The following is a 17165-nucleotide window of genomic DNA, read 5'->3' as shown; positions in this document are numbered from 1 at the left end:
CATTCCGCTACAATGGTTCGCATGGAACTGGCAGGCAATTTATTTCTGGTCGGCTTGATGGGGGCCGGCAAAACCACCGTGGGACGTGCACTGGCGCGGCGCACGGGTAAGACTTTCTACGATTCGGACCATGAGATCGAGGCCCGCACTGGTGTGCGTATCGCCACGATCTTCGATATCGAGGGGGAAGCCCGTTTTCGCGACCGCGAAGTGTCGGTTATCGCCGACCTGGTGCAGATGAACAATGTCGTGCTCGCCACCGGTGGCGGCGCGGTACTCCGCCCGGAGAACCGCCGCAACCTGAAGAACCATGGCGTTGTCATTTACCTACGGGCCACTATTGACGACCTCCTCGCCCGGACCCAGCACGACAAGAACCGCCCGCTGCTGCAGACGGCCGACCCACGCGCCAAACTCGCCGCGCTGTTCGCCGAGCGCGACCCGTTGTACTGCGAAGTGGCGGACCTGATCGTCGATACCACCCAACAGAATGTCACCCATTTGGTGGCGCGGCTCGAGCAGCAACTGCTTGCCCTGCAGGGAGCGCCGCGCCGGAGCCCGCTTGCATGATCACGCTTGACCTTTGCCTTCCCGATACCCGCTACCCGATTCACATTGGTCATGGCCTGCTTGACCGAACCGAACTCCTGCTCCCGCACCTGGCGCAACCATCTGTCGCCATCGTCACCAACACCACCGTCGCCCCCCTCTACCTGACACGGCTTGAGAAAAACCTCAACGCCGCCGGGGTGCGCACGATCTCGGTGGTGCTGCCGGACGGCGAGGAGCACAAGACCTGGGAGTCGCTGAACCTGATCTTCGACGCCTTGCTCGCCAACCGCGCCGAACGCAAGACCACGCTGATCGCATTGGGCGGCGGCGTGATCGGTGATATGACCGGCTTTGCCGCGGCCTGCTACCAGCGCGGCGCACCATTCATCCAGATACCGACCACACTCCTCTCCCAGGTCGACTCCTCGGTCGGCGGCAAGACCGCGATCAACCACCCGCTCGGCAAGAACATGATCGGCGCGTTCTACCAGCCCAAAGCAGTGATCGCCGACATGGCGCTGCTCGACACGCTGCCGGACCGCGAGCTGTCGGCGGGCCTCGCTGAAGTGATCAAGTATGGCCTGCTTGGCGACGCCGATTTCCTCACCTGGCTGGAACAGAACATGGCCAAGCTGCGTGCCCGTGCCCCCGAGGCGCTCGCCTACGCAGTCAAACGCAGCTGCGAGATGAAGGCCGACATCGTCGGCCAGGACGAGAAGGAACAGGGTGTACGCGCGCTCCTGAACCTGGGCCACACATTCGGTCACGCGATCGAGGCAGGCCTCGGCTATGGCGCCTGGCTGCACGGCGAAGCAGTCGCCGCCGGTATGGTGTTGGCCGCCGACCTGTCGCGTGAGCAGGGCTGGCTGACGGCCGACGATGTCGCCCGCACCGTGCGCCTGATCGAGGCTGCCGGGCTGCCCGCCAAGGCCCCAAATCTGGGCGTCGACGCCTGGGTGTCGCATATGAGCCACGATAAAAAGGTCGAATCTGGCCGTTTGCGCTTCGTATTACTACATAGTCTCGGTCAGGCAGTGATCGCCGACGACGTGCCCAAAGCCAAGCTGGACGCGGTGCTACAAGGAGAGCATATCCAGGCGTGCTAAGTGCGGGGAAATACTAAGGATTTCTACGGATTGTCTTTGTGGCGACAAAGCAAAATAATGGTGACACAACAAGCCATAAGCACCGGAGAACAATCATGATCCTTGAAGCTGGGGCCGCCTTTGGAAGCAGTCTACTGCTGATGCTCGCCTACTACATCGCCCGCCGCGCGTGGCGCCGTTTCACCTATGTGAAGCCGAGCCAGCGGGGCATCGATCCGGTCGGAGAAGCCGAAGTGTTCCTCGCTTACGGCAAGGTCGACGAAGCAATCAAGGTGCTGCGTGACACCGTCAAGGATGAGCCGGACAACCTCTCCGCCAAGGTCACGCTGCTGCGCGCCTACTCCTACCAGCGCAATCACCGCGACTACTCGGTCCTCGCCCGCGACGTGAAACACCGTCTGGAAGGCCAGCCGCTGTGGCAGACGATCCAGTGCGAAGGCAAGGTGATGGACCCGGGCAATCCGCTGTATCAAAACTGAGGATTTAAGATCAAAAACGACCCGCTGTTAGTGGGTCGTTTTTTTAATTGCCTCATCAGGCAAACTCACTCATCCAACATGTCAATCAAGGCTAGATACTGATCGATCACCTTATCAACAGAGAACCGCTCAACCATCGCATCGGTTATGTCATAGGGTTTGTCGAGCAAAGAGTGGATCCGCTCAGGCAATAAGTCGATCCGATCAAGTGGCACCAACGCTCTTTCATCAATCCCCCCAAGGATATCGCGCGGTCCATGTGGACAATCTGTACTCAGCGCCGGGACACCGACAATTAGGGACTCACACAGGACATTCGAGAGCCCTTCACTGTCCGAAGTCACAACCAACAAGCTGGCCTTAGCCAACAAGGCATAATGATTGTGATGAAATGGGACAATCTCGAACCGCCCATCAAGTCCTTTGGCCCTAGCCAGTTGCCAAAGCGCCTCCTCATCGCCACCTTGACCAACCAGCACCAGATCCCCATCTACCCCACTGGCCGCAAACGCCTCTAACAGCCGGGAAAAATGCTTGTTCTTGGTCAGCAACCCGATCCCTATTACAAAAGGGCGCAGTCGTTTCAGAGACTCTGGTGTCGACTGTCTCGCAGCCTCACGAATCGCATCAATATCGAAGGGGTTATAGATGACATGAACCGATGCTGGTCTGACCTTCAACGACCCCGTAAGCTCCTTAGCAAGACCATCAGAGACCACGTGGACATGTCGTCCATTGAGCAAGCGTTGCAGGCGCCACCCCCTGCGCAAACGCTTGAACCCCAGTCGCAGCTGGCCAATTAGGCCGGACATTTTGGCCGCCTGCAGCTGCGAGGAATGAGAGCTGAAAACAATGCGAGGGTGGTGGATTGGCGGCACACAACGGATCGCCAGCTCGCCTGCAGCAATGATCAAATCCGCCTTGCCATGCTCGGTTTCGAAATCCGAGATCGCCTGCCTGGCAAAGCCGGTTACCTCCCGCCGAAAGGCCGCATGTCGCCAGCGCCGCGACGGCCGCTCCGCTTCGTTGATGCGCAGCCATGCGGCTTCAGGCAACGGATAGGCGACACTGTTCTCCAGCAATGCAAGCCCGACACGGTGGCCGCGGGCCAGCAGCCCACAGGCCAGTGTCAGCAGGACGTGGGCCAGCCCGCCCTTATCCAAACGGTCAACGATCAATAAGACGGTCTTACTGTCCTTCATCATTAACCTTGGCAGCCGAGAACAGGGCCCACGTGGCAACGAAGAACGTAAAAATCATGTTGTTGTGAAACACCAGATCGGTCAGGCTGAAAGACAACCCTGCCAGCAATATCCACATCAGGAAGGGCTGGGCGAAAGCACGTCGAGTCAAGCCCGCCAGCGTCATGAGCTGTCCAAGAAACAAAACAGCACCACCAAGCGCCATGGACTGCATGAGGTCATTATGCAAATGGGCGTGCTGTAAAAGGCTGGGAGCAATGGGGCCAAGTGCGGGAATGTCTTTCATCAACTGTGGATAGCTGACAAAGCCCCCACCGAACAGCGGCGACTCCTGCATGACCCGCAAGGCTATGCGCCACATTTCCAGGCGCGCTCCGACCGATGAATAGGTGAATACCGGTTCGGTGTAATAGCGCTTCACCTCCAGCCAGGCCAGCCATAGCCGCTCACTAAACGGTGGATAAAGAATCAACAAACAAGCCGATGCCAGAATAACCGACAGGCTGAGGCCTAAGGCTAAGGGACGACGGCGCTTCGGCATCTGGATCAGCACAAGGACCAGCAAGGGCAGCAGTGCTACCAACGCACCACGGCTCCCCGATAGCACACAGACCAGCAGGCCCGCCGTAGCGGCAGCTAGCAAGCCCCATCTTATGCCAGTCCCGATCTGCTTCACACACACCGCGCCCAGGACGCTAATGCCGACCAGCCACATCGCCACATCCGAGAAGTGAATCGGATTGCCCCCGCCACCACTGGCCCGCAATTGGCCATTTTCCGTCATATAAACCGCACGGCCAGCCGGCAGCATCGAATGCCCCAGTTTGAAACCGATCACCTCAACAAGTGCTGCTCCTAGATACAGCACACACCCGATAGCTGCAGCCCAGACCAAATGACGCACGCGAACCCCCAACATCCGGGCGGCGGCAAAGATCAGCGCGCCATACAACACACGCGTCAACACACTGCTGTAGTCGAACGCTCGTCCATACCACAACACAACGATGGTATAGGCCGCCAGGAATGGCAGAAACGGCAATGCCCAACGCAGCGCTTCACCAAGCACAGTTCGCCATTGCCGAGCCCCTGTCGTCAGCAGGAACAACAACGACAATGGTCCCGCCAACACAGACATATAGCGTCCGCTGTCGCCGAAGGGCAGATAGCGCGCGCCGATCACCGGGTAACAGCACAGGCACACCAGCAAGAAGCCCCGTAACCAGGATGAGCCCTCATAGGGCCGAATCTCATTCAGCTTTCCTGCCATCTGATTTGCAGACAACAAACTTCGCTCCATCAAACCGTGTCCTTCTCGGCAAACTGCAACCGATACAGATGCGCATAGGTACCCTCTTGCGCCAGCAACTGCGCATGGGTGCCGACCTCGACGATACGCCCCTGGGACATCACCACGATGCGGTCGGCATTCTCGATAGTAGAGAGGCGGTGAGCGATCACCAGCGTCGTGCGGTTCTGCATCAGCCGATCTAGGGCCCCCTGCACCAGCCGCTCCGATTGAGTGTCAAGCGCGCTGGTCGCCTCATCAAGGATCAAGATCGGTGCATTTTTTAACAGCGCGCGGGCGATGGCGATGCGCTGGCGCTGGCCACCGGACAGCTTGGTGCCCTTCTCGCCGATCAGTGTCTCGAAGCCATCAGGCAGGCTCTCGATGAACTCCAGTGCGTTGGCGGCGCGGGCAGCGGCAATCACCTCGTCGCGGCTGACGTCGCCGAGCCTGCCGTAGGCGATGTTGGCGGCGACGGTATCGTTGAATAGCACCACCTCCTGGCTGACCAGCGCAATATGCGCGCGCAGGCTGGCGAGCTCGATTTCGGGCAGCGGCACCCCGTCAAGGCAGATCTGCCCCTCGCTCGGCTCGTAGAAACGCGGCAGCAGGCTCGCCATCGTGCTCTTGCCGCTGCCCGAGGCGCCGACCAGCGCGACCGTTTCGCCGGCGGCGATGTCCAGCGACACCCCGTTCAGCGCCAAGCGCTCGCCTGCCGGGTAGTGGAAGCCGACATCTTGGAACGACAGCCGGCCGCGCGGCTGATCCAGCCGCTTCGTCCCCCGGTTCGGCTCCTCTTCGGCGTCGAGCAGCTCGAATACGCTCTCGGCGGCGGCGAGGCCGCGCTGCAGCGCCTGCGAGATGCTGGTGATCCGCTTCATCGGCGGAAACAGCAGCGACATCGCGGTGAGAAACGACATGAAGTCACCGGCGGTGAACGCATTGTGCTGCGCCCGCAAGCCGGCGAAATACAGGATCAGCGCGATCGCGCAGGCGATGAACAACTGGGTGACCCCGGTGTTCAATGACGACATGCTGTTCTGCTTGATGTTGTTGCGTCGCAGCGAGTTGGCGACCTGGGTGAAACGGCTGCCCTCGCGCTGCTCGCCCCCATACACCTTGACAACGCGCTGGCCGTCGATGGTTTCGCCAAGCACCTGGGTGAGCTTGCCCATGTGCTGCTGGTTTTCGCGTGACAGACCGCGCAGCCGCTTGCTGACGATACGAATGCACAGCGTCACCAGCGGCATCACCGCGATACAGATCAGCGTCAGCCGCCAGTCGGTATAAAGCAAGAGGCCGAACAGGCCGACCACGGTGATGCCGTCCTTGACCACCACGGTGATCACGCTGAAGCCGGCCTCCGTGACCTGGTTAACGTCGTTGGTGATGCGCGACAGGGTACGGCCGGTCGGGTGGTCATCGTAATAGTGCACCGGCAGGCGCATCAGCTTGCTGAACATCGCTTCGCGCATGCGCATCACCAACTTGCCGGACAGCCAGCTGGTGGTGTAGTCGTTGACGAAGCTTGCCAGTCCGCGCAGCAGAAACAGTGCAACCAGTGCCAAAGGGGCAAAGAGCAGTGCCATCTGGCTCTTATCGACGAAGATGGCATCGACCAGCGGCTTCATCAGCCGGGCGAACGCCGGCTCTGTCGCTGCCGCGATCGACATCGCCACCAACGAGACGCAGAAAATCTTCCAGTCGCTGCGCAGATAACCGAGCAGGCGGCGATACAGGGCGAGACTGCTGGAGGTGTGAGGGGAAGAGGCCATCAGGAGGTGAACCGCCGAGAAATCATAAATAAAACAGCCGATTATATCACCAACCGGCCTTGCAACCGTCTTTCGGGATCGCCGAACGGCTAGTCCGCGCGCGACGACGCGGTCTCAGCCAGCAAGCTGTCGATGCTCGACATCACCTGTTCTACGGTAATGCGCTCGATGCATTCGCTATAGCGACTATTGCCACAGCCTTCCATGACACAGGGACGACAGCTCATGTCGACCGTGACCAGACGATGCGGCACCTGCCAGGGCCCCCACACCACGGGGGACGTCGGCCCGAACAGAGCGACCACCGGGGTCTGCATCGCCGCAGCCATGTGCATGGGCACCGAGTCGACTCCCAGCAACAGCTTGGCCTGATCGATGACCACGGCCAGCTGTTTCAGGCTGAGCTGGCCGGTCAGATCGAGCACCGGCCTCTCCAGGCGCTGACGAATCGCCGCGACCATCGCCTGCTCATCGGCCGTCGGCGCGGCCGTCAGCACCACTTGCTCTCCACGGGCCGTCAGCCGGTTGATCACCTCGGCCACCCGTTCGGGCTTCCAGCACTTGTAGTCGCCGCGAGAGGCGGGATGCACCACGATATAGCGCTGCAGTTGCGCCCCGGCCGACTGCAGCATCGCCAGGGTGTCGGTCTGTACCTCCGCCGGAACGGGCATGGTGAGCTGGCGCGCCGTTTCGGCGGGGTAAATGCCCAAGTGCCGCAAGGCATCGAGGTGGAGCTCGACGATGTGCCGACTATTGTCGGGAACCAGCCGATTGAGGAAGGTGAAGCTCTTCTTGAAAAAGCGACCGGTGCCCCCCCAGACGGGGCCGACCGACCAGCGGGGCTTCAACAAACGCACCAGCCAGGCGCAACGGTTTTGCTCGGTCAACACGACCACCAGATCGTATTTCCTCGCCTTGAGCTGCCGTAGCAACCGCCACTCCGCCTTCCAGTGGCCAACGGGACCGAGCCTCTTCCACGCCTTGTCGATGGCAAACAGCTGACTGAGCGACGGATGACCGCTGATCATGTCGCAGGTTTCCCGATAGATCAGCGCATCGATCTCCGCATGCGGCAGTGCGTTCTTCAACACGCTCAGAACGGGGGAAGACAGCAGAACATCGCCATGAAAGCGGAGCTTGACCACCAGGACCCGTTGGACGGCGGATAGATCTACAGGTTGTTTCGGCATCGAGAAGGGCCGGCTCAGAGGGCCGGCTCGGCATTCAGTTGATCGAGAAGGTCGGCGATTTTATCAGGGTCTTCGGTGCGCAGCATGCGCCCGACCACAGGCACTACGTCGTCGAGGTGGGTATTGCGCACCACCTGTTTGATCGGCAGCACATGCACCGGGTCCATCGAGAAGCGTCGCAACCCCATCCCGAGCAAGAGTCGGGTCATGCGCGCATCGCCGGCCATCTCGCCGCACACCGCCACGGTCTTGCCGGCACGGTGCGTGGTCTTGATCGTGTGGGCGATCAGCTTGAGGACCGCCGGGTGCACCGGGTCGTAAAGGTGACTGACTGCATCGTCGTTGCGGTCGACCGCCAGCGTGTACTGGATCAGGTCGTTAGTGCCGATCGACACGAAATCGACCTGTTTCAGAAAGCTGCCGACGACCAGCGCCGCCGACGGAATTTCGATCATCGCGCCGATCTCGATCCTGTCGGCGAAGGCGATACCCTCGTCGCGCAGTTCCTCCTTGGCGTAGGCAAGCTGCGCCAGCGCCTGCTTCAGCTCCGGCAGTGCGTTGAGCATCGGGAACATGATGCGGATGCGGCCATGCAGCGACGCGCGCAACAGCGCGCGCAGCTGGGCCCGGAACATCAACGGCTCGGCCAGGCACAGGCGGATGCCGGTCAGCCCCAGCGCCGGATTGTCGGCGACACCGTGGCTGAGCCAGCGCGGGCTCTTGTCGGCGCCCAGGTCCATGGTACGCACCGTCACCGGCGCGCCCTTCATTGCCTCGGCGACGCGCCGGTACGCCTCATACTGTTCGTCTTCGCTCGGCAACGTGTCGCGGCCAAGGAACATGAATTCGCTGCGGAACAGGCCGATGCCGGCGGCACCGGACTCGCGCGCCATGTCGACGTGCTCGGGCAGTTCAATATTGGCGAGTAGTTCGATCTGCGCACCGTCACGGGTCTCGGCACTGACTTTGCGGATACTGGAGAGCTTGCGGCGTGCGGCGAGCCAAGCGCGCTGGCGCTGGCGGTATTCGGCCAGCACCAGCTCTTCCGGGTTGATGATCAGCACGCCCTGCTGGCCATCGACGATCACCCACTCGTCCTCGCGGATCAGCGTGCGACCGTGGTGCAGTGCGATCACCGACGGCAAGTCGAGGCTGCGGCCGAGGATGGCGGTGTGGCTGGTGGCGCCACCGACGTCGGTGACGAAGGCGGCGATGCGGCTGTCCTTGAAGTAGACCATGTCGGCCGGCGACAGGTCGTGTGCGATCAGGATGGTGTCGTCAAACAGGTCCTCGGCGATGCCCAGCTCGGTGTCGTGGCCGGCCAGGTTCTTGAAGATCCGCTCGACCACCTGCAGCACGTCGTGCTTGCGCTCACGCAGGTAGTCCTCTTCGATCGCATCGAACTGTTCGGTCAGCAGCTCGGCCTGCAGCTTCAGCGCCCACTCGGCGTTGCAACGCTGCGTCTCGATAATGTCGATCGGGTCACCCGAGATCGAAATATCCGACAGCAGCATCACATGCAGCGACAGGAAGGCACCCAGCTCGGCCGGTGCGTTCTCTGGGATGCTGCTGCGCAGCTGCTCGAGCTGCTTGCGGGTGGTGCGGATCGCTTCCTCGAAGCGTTCGACCTCGGCCGGCACATCGGCCGGATCCAGGCCATAGTGGGCCACGTCCTCCATGCTCTGCCGCACCAGGTGGGCGCGGCCGATGGCGATGCCCCCCCCAATGGCGACTCCATGCAGACAGATGCTCATGCTCGCTAGTTCCCTCGGGGTCCTCGTGCCGGCCCGACCGGCGCCCCGGCTGTGAATTATTCGGCTTCGTCGAAACGGTTGTTGATCAACGTGACCAGCGCGTCGGTCGCGGCCTGCTCGTCCTCGCCGCTGACCTCCAGCTCGATGGTCGCTCCCTTCGCCGCGGCGAGCATCATCACACCCATGATGCTCTTGCCGTTGACTCGGCGGCCGTTGCGCGACACCCAGACTTCACTCTTGTGCCGGCTGGCGGTCTGGGTGAACTTGCTCGACGCGCGCGCGTGCAGGCCCAGTTTGTTGATGATTTCGATCTGGGTCTTGATCATGATTTAGGTGTTCCCCTGAGTGATGTTCTGTACCCCTTCGCGGCCTCCGGCCAGGGCTTTTTCGACCAGCACGGCCAACGGCTGGCCGCAATAGCATAAGGACCGTACCAGCATCGGCAGGCTCAGCCCCGCCACCGCTTCGATCCGACCCGGCACGATCAGCCTGCTCGCCACGTTCGACGGCGTGCCGCCGACCATGTCGGTGAGCACCAGCACCCCTTCGCCCTGATCGAGATGCGCGATCAAGGAATGCGCGTAGGCCAGCAGATGGTCCGGGTCGTCGCTCTTATCGACCGCCATCACCGCCAGGTTGCCCGGATCGGTGCCGAAGAAGTGGCGGGCACAGTCGGTGAAGCTCTGCCCTAGGCCGTAATGGGTGATCAGTAAGAGGCCGACCATCTTGTGCGGTTCCCTTATTAAGTATGTTTCAAATTGTAACAGTCGGATTCTCGATGCGGCGGAACCAGCCGAGCCGACCGGCCAGCGCCACCACCTCGCCGACGATGATCAGCGCCGGCGACGCAATGCCGTGCTCGCCGATTAGCGCCGGCAGCGTCTCGAGCGTGCCGACCACGGTACGCTGGCGCTCGGTGGTCGCCCACTCGACCACGGCAGCCGGGGTATCCGACGGCTTGCCGTGCTCGACGAAGGCCGCGCACAGTTCGGAGGCTGTCGACACGCCCATGTACACCACCACCGTCTGGTGCGGTCGGGTCAGCGCCGGCCAGTCGAGCTGGATCGTACCGTCCTGCTTGTGACCGGTGACGAAGGTGACCGACTGAGCGTAGTCGCGGTGCGTCAACGGGATGCCGGCGTACGCAGCGGCACCGCTGGCCGAGGTAATGCCCGGCACCACCTCGAACGGGATGCCATGTTCGGCCAACTTTTCGATCTCTTCGCCGCCGCGGCCGAAGGTGAACGGATCGCCGCCCTTCAGGCGCAGTACCCGCTTGCCCTCCTGCGCCAGGCGCAGCATCAGCGCGTTGATGTCCTCTTGCGGCAAGGCGTGGTTGGCGCGCTGCTTGCCGACGAAAATGCGCTCGGCATCGCGGCGCACCAGCTCCAGCAGCGCCGGCGCCACCAGGTTGTCGTAGAGCACCACGTCGGCCTGCTGCATCAGCCTGAGCGCTCGGAAGGTCAGCAGGTCCGGGTTGCCCGGGCCGGCGCCGACCAGGTAGACCGCGCCGGACGGTGCGTCCGGCTCGGCCAGGCGTTGTTCCATCATCTGCTCGGCGACGTCATCGCTGCCGGCCACTACCGCGTCGGCAACCGGACCTTCCAGCACCGACTCCCAGAAGGCGCGGCGCTGTTCCACATCGGCGAAGCGCGCCTTGACCCGGTCGCGAAAGCGCGCACCGAAGCCGGCGAGGCGACCGAAGCCGGCCGGGATCAGGCTCTCCAGCCGGGCGCGCACCAGTCGCCCCAGCACCGGGACCGAGCCGCCGGTCGACACCGCGATCAACAGCGGCGAACGATCGACGATGGCCGGGCTGATCCAGGTCGACAGCTCGGGATCGTCGACCACATTGACCGGGATGTTGGCGGCCTTGGCCGCGTCGCTGACCGCCCGGTTAACCGCGCGGTCATCGGTGGCGGCGATCACCAGCCGCTGGCCGCCGACCGTGTCCGGCACGAACTCCGCCGCCAGGTGGCGCACCGCGCCGGCCGCGGCCAGTTCGGCCAGCTCGCGGCACAGCACCGGCGACAACACGGTCAGCTCCGCGCCGGCGGCGCGCAGCAGCCGTACCTTGCGCAGCGCCACCTCACCGCCACCGACGATCAGACAGGGGGCCTGCCTGAGGTTCATGAATAAGGGAAAGTACTCCATGCCACACTCCAAATCGATGCGCCAAGCATACTGTATTTGCCGCAGTGTCGGGGGCTGATGGCCGGCTCTCATCACGACGAGGCTGACAGCGGCGTCAAAGCTGCCATGATGAAGAGGATGACGTGACCAGCCGAAAGCCCACTATGACGCTGCCCCACCCCGAGCGCGCCGTCGCCGCCATGCTGCCCCTTGCCCTGCTGCATCTTCCCGCCGAGGCTGCCGAACAGCTAACGGCCGCGCCACTCTGGCTGTACGGCCTGGAGATCGTCACCCTACTCGCGCTTGCAGCCGCGCTGGTCCTGCTTCTCTACCGTCGTCAGCCGCTGGCTCGCCAACGTGCGGCCCTCGAACCGCTGCCGTTTCCGGCGGCGATCGTTCAGGACGACGGCCACGGCCTGTATTTCAACCCGGCGGCACAGACGCTGCCGGCGACCACCCGCAACGCGCTACTGCGCCAGACGCTACTGTCCGACAGCCCGCTCGTGCAGGACGACGGCGAAAACTGGCTGCTGCAGCATCAGCCAGCCCTATCCGGATCTACATGGCAGATCAGCTACCTGACTTCGCTCTCGCCATGGCAAGAGCAGCTGGAACAGCTTGAGAGCGAGGTCTCCCAGCTCAATAATGCGCTCTACAGCGCCAATCTGGTGTTCTTTACGCTGGAATTGGCCAGTGGCGTGCTGCGCCTGGCGCCGCATGCTCTGCAGCATGCCTACGGGTTGGAGAGCGACTGGGGCGAGCTGCCGCTGGAGCGCTGGTTCGGTCGGCTGCACCCCGACGACCAGCGCCAGGTCACGGAGCTCTTGCGCCAGTCGGCCGAGCAGGCCGGCAGCGACCTCAGCCTGGAGGTGCGGGTGCGCCAGGCAAACGGCCTGTGGGAATGGGTGGCGATCAACGCCCAGGTCTACCCTCGCCGCGACGGCCACCATCAGATCTGCGGCGTCGGCGAGCGGATCACCGCGCGCAAGGACGCCCTCGACATGCAGCGCCGCCGAGAACAAGCGTTCCGCGGCCTGGTCGACAACAGCGTCGACCTGATTGCCAGGGTCGACCCGCAGGGCCGCTGCCTGTATCTGAACCAGACGATCACCCGCTGCGTCGCTCAGCCCGAGGGCGAGCTGCTCGGCAAGACGCTGCTGGAGAACGGCATGCCGGCCGCGCTGGCGAACCGCTTCAACAGCGAGTGCCAGGAGGTGATCCGCCAGAACCGGGCGCGGATGTTCGACGCTGAGGTGGCATTGTCGACGCTGACGATCACCTTCGAGGTGCGACTGTTTCCCGAGCTCGATCCGGCCGGCCGGCTCGAATCGGTGTTGGCGGTGGCACGCGACGTCACTGACTTACGCCGCCAGCAGAGGCTGACACAGGGCGAGCACGCGGTGCTCGACATGATTGCCCACCGCGCGCCGCTGCACGACATCCTGACCCGGCTGGCGCGGCTGCTGGAGAGCCAGTTTCCGAGGGCGCGCATCGCGATCTGGCAGGCCCCGCAAGGTGACGGGCACGGCGACTGGATCGCACCGGAGCTGCCCCCCTTGGCGGCCGAGTACGACGGCGCCACGCTGACGCTGCTGCGCTTGCAGCAGCCCTGCCTCGTCAACCCGCTCGACTCCCACCCGCTGTGGCAGCCATTCGCCACGCTGCTCGGGCAGCTCAACCTCAACGCTGGCTGGCTGCTGCCGCTGCAACCGCCTCAGCAGCCCTCGCTCGGCGTGCTCTGCCTGCTGACCGAACAGCCACTGGCGATCGGTGGCGAAGACAAGCAGCTGTTGGCACGCGCCTCGCACCTGGCGGCGATCGCGATCAAGCAAGATCGCCACGACGCCGAGCAGCACATCGCCGCCAGCCGAGACCCGCTGACCGGTGTGCTGAACCGCTACCATTTTCTCGACGTGGCCGACCGGGAGCTCCTGGCGGCCGAACGCTACGGTCGGGAACTGTCGCTGTGCCTGATCGAGCTCGACGGCCTGCAGCGGCTCAACGACAGCTTCGGCCAGCACGCCGGCGACAAGGCGATCCGCCACTTCGCCGAGCTGTGCCGCAACGAGGCGCGCAAGGTCGACCTCGTCGGCCGGCTCGACGGCAAGGTGTTCGCCATCCTGCTGCCGACCACTCCGGCGGACCAGGCGCGCCATCTGGCCGAACGGCTGGTGGCGCGCTTGGCGCAGCAGCCGCTGCAATTGCCGCCGCTGCCGCCGCTCTATTACAACCTGAGCATCGGCATCGCCAGCCACCTGCCGACCGAGAACCAGCTCGAGACGCTACTGCGCCGCGCCGAGCACTACTTGAGCCTGGCCCAGCACCTCGGCGTCAACCAGATCTACAGCGATCCGCCGCCGTCGGCCGATGCCGAAAATAACCAACCCGCGGCCCGCTCATAACCGCCGGCCTGCGCATCACGGCGCTTTACCAGCGCGGCGCGTTGCCGCGACAATGGCGGCGCGGCGGGCGCCTGCCCGGCCGCGTCACCGATCAACCGCTGATGCTGCAACCCCGTGACCGACTGGCATTCTTCCTACCTCGCCCATCCGCTGTATCGCCCGATCCGCCGCGCCGCCGACTGGCTGACACTGACGACCTGGCCCGACCAGGCCAGCTATGACCGGCTCGCCGCCGTCGCGCGAGAGCGGGTCGCCGGCTTCCCTGCGGTGTTGCGCTTCGTCGCCGACCTGGAACCCGAGGCGTATTACGAGGCGCACATCGGTGCGACCGGCGAGGTGCCCACCCGGCTTTGCAACTGGCACGACTGGTTCAACGCGCTGGCCTGGTGCGCCTGGCCGCGAGCCAAGTCGGCGCTGAACGCCCGGCACCTGCGTGCGTTGGCACGCGGCGAGGTGAAGCGCGGATCGCTACGCGACGCGGCGACGCTGTTCGACGAATGCGGCGTGGTGCTGGCGGTGAGCGACGAGCGCATGGCCGATGCGCTGAAGGACATGGACTGGGCGACGCTGTTCCTCGCGCGGCGCGAAGGTTGGGGACGCGCGATCGCACCGTTCGTGCTCGGCCACGCGCTGTCCGAGCAGGGGCTGACGCCGCATATCGGCTGGTGCGGCAAGGCGCTGCTGCTGCCGGTGCCGCCGGCCTTCTTCAGCCAAACCTACGAGGCGCAGCTAGCCCAACTGGATGCAAGCTTGGCCGAGCGGCTCGCCGACGACACATGGCTCGCACGGCCACGCGAGCTGTTGCCGCTACCGCTGCTGGGCATTCCCGGCTGGTGGACCGCCAACGAGGACCCGGCGTTCTACGCCAACACCGACTACTTCCGGCCGAGCCGGCGCGCGAACTCGTCGAGCGTCATGTCGAGCGAATTGAACGCCGGTGACAGCAGGGCTTCCAGCGCCTCGGCGACCTCGTCGTCCTGATCGGGCGTGCTCTTGTAGACGAACTGACGGAACAGGTCGACCAGTTGGATCGACTCGGCGCGTCGCTTCAGCACCCAGCCGTCGGCGCCAAGTTGCACGTACTGCAGTCGCGTCAGCTCGTCGAGCAACTGGCCAAGCTCGTCGTAACCGACGCGGATCTCACGGCGCAGATCGGTCAGCCGCAATGCACAGCCCTCCGACTGCGCCTGATGCAGCATCAACAGCGCCTCGACCGCATCCTGAAAGCGCCGGCGCAGATCGAAGTTCCGCCGCCACGCACCGCCCTCCCAGTACGACAACGAGGCGGTGAACATCGCGCCGGCCAGCACCACGAACCACAGGCAGAACACCCATAGCAGGAAGATCGGCACGCTGGCGAACGCGCCGTACACCAGCTGATACGACGCCATCTCGGTGATGTAATAGCCGAAGGCACGCTTGGTGACCTCGAGCAGCAGCGCGGTCACGAACGCGCCGATCGCCGCTTGGTCGGCCGGCACGAAACGATTGGGCACCAGCCGGTACAGGAACCACAGCACCAGCGTGGTCAGGCCGATCGAGCCGATGATCTGGATGGTCAGCGCCACCACCGGGTGGCTGTGCTTCAGCCCCGACGTCTTGTACAGCCAGTTCCAGCTCGACAGCCCGACGCCGAGCAACAGGGGACCTAGCGTCAGTACCGTCCAGTACACCAGCATCTGCTGCAGGAAGGGGCGCGAACGCTCCACCCGCCAGATGCCGTTGAAGGTGCGCTCGATGGTGACCATCAGCATCAGCGCTGACGCGCCGAGCATAGCGATGCCGGCGGCGGTCAGGCTGCTGGCGTTCTCGGTGAACTGGCGCATGTAGACGGTGATCACCTTGCCGGCGAACTCGGGCACCAGGGTGGTCAGCAGCAGCACCTTGAAGCGCACGCTGTAGTCGGAAAACACCGGGAACGCCGAGATCACGATCAGCGTCACTGTGAGCAACGGCACCAGCGCCAACAGCGTGGTGAACGTCAGGCTGGCTGCGACCTGGCTGATACGCAGCTCGGCCATCCGCCGCAGCAGGAAGCGCAGGAAGCCCAGATGGGAACTAGCACTAGCACGGGAAAAACTCGTCTCGGTCATCGTCTCACGGGTAAAATTTGTGCATTGTCATGATAGAGCCTTAGTGCCGGTTCCAGTACGGCTCTCTCTTCTTCGAAGATTCAATCCAGGGGGAATGATGCAGGATATTCTGGTGCTGTATTACAGCCAGCACGGCGCCACGCGCGAGCTGGCCCGGCTGATCGCCCGCGGCATCGACAGCGTCGATGGCTGCCGTGCGCGGCTGCGCACTGTACCGAAAGTCTCGACCGTGTGCGAGGCCACCGAGCCGGCCGTGCCGGACAGCGGCGCGCCGTATGTGGAACGGCAGGACCTGGTCGAGTGCATCGGCCTGGCGCTGGGCAGCCCGACCCGCTTCGGCAACATGGCCGCGGCGGTGAAGTACTTCCTCGACGGCACCAGCGGCGAATGGATGGCCGGCGCACTGTCCGGCAAGCCGGCCTGCGTGTTCACCTGTTCGGGCTCGATGCACGGCGGCCAGGAGTCGACGCTGTTGTCGATGATGCTGCCGTTGATCCATCACGGCATGCTGATCATCGGCCTGCCGTACACCGAACCGGCGCTGTCGAGCACCCAGAGCGGCGGCACGCCGTACGGGGTCAGCCACGTGGCTGGTCTGAAGAACGAGAAACCGATCAGCGACGACGAGAAGACGCTGGCGATCGCGCAGGGCAAACGCTTGGCCGAAGCGGCGAAGAAACTCGCGCAAGAACCGTTTCGATGAGCGTGACGCTGATCGGCTGGCGCGAGCTGGATAACGGGCAGCGCGAGGCAGTGCGCGCGCTGGCGCTGCCGCCCAGCAGGAGCCGTTCGCCGGCAGCATGGCCGAGGCGCTCGCGGTGTGCGCCGACGCCGATCCGACTGTGGTGCGCGGCTACGCGGTCTGCTCCGCCGCGACGCCGGTCGGCTTCTTTATCCTGAAAGCCGCGCCGGCCACGCCGCACTGGGCCGATGACGATACGGTAACGCTGCATGCCTTTCGCATCGATGAGCGCCAGCAAGGGCGCGGTTACGCCCGTGCGGCGCTGGCGGCACTGGCCGAACGGGCCCGCCGCGACTGGCCGGCGGCGCGGCAACTGATGCTGGCGGTCAACACCCGCAACCTCGCCGCACTGGGGCTGTATCTCGCCTGCGGATGGTGCGACACCGGCGGGCAGAACCCCGGCCCGATCGGCCCGCAGCATCTGCTCGCCTATCCTCTAGCCTGAACCC

At 63.9% G+C, this 17165-nt stretch carries 16 protein-coding genes; 7 read left to right on the top strand and 9 right to left on the bottom strand.

Annotated features, from left to right (window positions below; translation table 11 throughout):
• Positions 1 to 12: 12 nt before the first annotated feature.
• The 3 genes from aroK (at position 13) to QU481_RS07865 (ending at position 2137) form a co-directional block, all read left to right on the top strand.
• Positions 13 to 570 (top strand): shikimate kinase AroK, encoded by a 558-nt coding sequence (aroK, locus tag QU481_RS07875; protein WP_289829389.1) that lies wholly within the window; start codon positions 13 to 15, stop codon positions 568 to 570.
• Complete coding sequence (gene aroB / locus QU481_RS07870; protein ID WP_289829388.1) at positions 567 to 1658, top strand: 3-dehydroquinate synthase; 1092 nt, start codon at positions 567 to 569, stop codon at positions 1656 to 1658. The genes aroK and aroB overlap by 4 nt, the downstream gene beginning before the upstream one ends.
• A gap of 95 nt (positions 1659 to 1753) precedes the next feature.
• A complete protein-coding gene (locus tag QU481_RS07865) occupies positions 1754 to 2137 on the top strand; it encodes a type IV pilus assembly protein FimV (protein WP_289829387.1) in 384 nt (127 codons plus the stop codon).
• A 65-nt stretch (positions 2138 to 2202) separates the two neighbouring features.
• On the opposite strand, the gene QU481_RS07860 is transcribed toward QU481_RS07865, so the two are convergent.
• From QU481_RS07860 to cysG, 8 genes are all read right to left on the bottom strand, one after another.
• Positions 2203 to 3339, bottom strand: a complete 1137-nt coding sequence (locus QU481_RS07860; protein WP_289829386.1) for a glycosyltransferase — start codon at positions 3337 to 3339, stop codon at positions 2203 to 2205.
• Complete coding sequence (locus QU481_RS07855; protein WP_289829385.1) at positions 3326 to 4639, bottom strand: O-antigen ligase family protein; 1314 nt, start codon at positions 4637 to 4639, stop codon at positions 3326 to 3328. Before QU481_RS07855 ends, QU481_RS07860 begins: the two co-directional genes overlap by 14 nt.
• The gene (gene msbA / locus QU481_RS07850) at positions 4639 to 6402 is read right to left on the bottom strand and encodes a lipid A export permease/ATP-binding protein MsbA (protein WP_289829384.1); all 1764 of its coding nucleotides are present in this window, start codon (positions 6400 to 6402) and stop codon (positions 4639 to 4641) included. Before msbA ends, QU481_RS07855 begins: the two co-directional genes overlap by 1 nt.
• An 89-nt stretch (positions 6403 to 6491) precedes the next feature.
• Positions 6492 to 7547, bottom strand: a complete 1056-nt coding sequence (gene rfaQ / locus QU481_RS07845; protein ID WP_289829383.1) for a putative lipopolysaccharide heptosyltransferase III — start codon at positions 7545 to 7547, stop codon at positions 6492 to 6494.
• A 59-nt stretch (positions 7548 to 7606) separates the two neighbouring features.
• A complete protein-coding gene (ptsP, locus tag QU481_RS07840; protein ID WP_289829382.1) occupies positions 7607 to 9346 on the bottom strand; it encodes a phosphoenolpyruvate--protein phosphotransferase in 1740 nt (579 codons plus the stop codon).
• A 56-nt stretch (positions 9347 to 9402) separates the two neighbouring features.
• Positions 9403 to 9672, bottom strand: coding sequence for an HPr family phosphocarrier protein (locus QU481_RS07835; protein WP_289829381.1), 270 nt, complete (start codon positions 9670 to 9672; stop codon positions 9403 to 9405).
• 3 nt (positions 9673 to 9675) lie between these two features.
• Positions 9676 to 10071, bottom strand: a complete 396-nt coding sequence (locus tag QU481_RS07830) for a PTS sugar transporter subunit IIA (RefSeq protein ID WP_289829380.1) — start codon at positions 10069 to 10071, stop codon at positions 9676 to 9678.
• A gap of 28 nt (positions 10072 to 10099) precedes the next feature.
• Positions 10100 to 11500, bottom strand: a complete 1401-nt coding sequence (gene cysG, locus QU481_RS07825; protein WP_289829379.1) for a siroheme synthase CysG — start codon at positions 11498 to 11500, stop codon at positions 10100 to 10102.
• A gap of 122 nt (positions 11501 to 11622) precedes the next feature.
• Here cysG and QU481_RS07820 point away from each other — a divergent pair, with 122 nt between their 5' ends.
• Entirely contained in the window at positions 11623 to 13881 is a 2259-nt protein-coding gene (locus QU481_RS07820) for a sensor domain-containing diguanylate cyclase (protein WP_289829378.1), read from the top strand.
• Positions 13882 to 13995: 114 nt separating this feature from the next.
• Positions 13996 to 14862: a DUF3025 domain-containing protein gene (locus QU481_RS07815; RefSeq protein WP_289829377.1), complete on the top strand. Its 867-nt coding sequence runs from the start codon at positions 13996 to 13998 to the stop codon at positions 14860 to 14862.
• On the opposite strand, the gene QU481_RS07810 is transcribed toward QU481_RS07815, so the two are convergent.
• The gene (locus QU481_RS07810; RefSeq protein WP_289829376.1) at positions 14757 to 15974 is read right to left on the bottom strand and encodes a YihY family inner membrane protein; all 1218 of its coding nucleotides are present in this window, start codon (positions 15972 to 15974) and stop codon (positions 14757 to 14759) included. The genes QU481_RS07815 and QU481_RS07810 overlap by 106 nt on opposite strands.
• A gap of 97 nt (positions 15975 to 16071) precedes the next feature.
• On the opposite strand from QU481_RS07810, the gene wrbA reads away from it, so the two are divergent.
• Together wrbA and QU481_RS07800 are read left to right on the top strand one after the other, a co-directional pair.
• Complete coding sequence (gene wrbA / locus QU481_RS07805; protein WP_289829460.1) at positions 16072 to 16677, top strand: NAD(P)H:quinone oxidoreductase; 606 nt, start codon at positions 16072 to 16074, stop codon at positions 16675 to 16677.
• 115 nt (positions 16678 to 16792) lie between these two features.
• Positions 16793 to 17161, top strand: coding sequence for a GNAT family N-acetyltransferase (locus tag QU481_RS07800; RefSeq protein WP_289829375.1), 369 nt, complete (start codon positions 16793 to 16795; stop codon positions 17159 to 17161).
• The last annotated feature ends 4 nt before the right edge of the window (positions 17162 to 17165 follow it).

It is taken from the genome of Crenobacter oryzisoli (genome assembly GCF_030385785.1).
GTDB lineage: Bacteria > Pseudomonadota > Gammaproteobacteria > Burkholderiales > Chromobacteriaceae > Crenobacter_A > Crenobacter_A oryzisoli.
The sequence above is the reverse complement of the archived record's forward strand: the minus strand, read 5'-3'. Positions and strand labels throughout refer to the sequence as shown.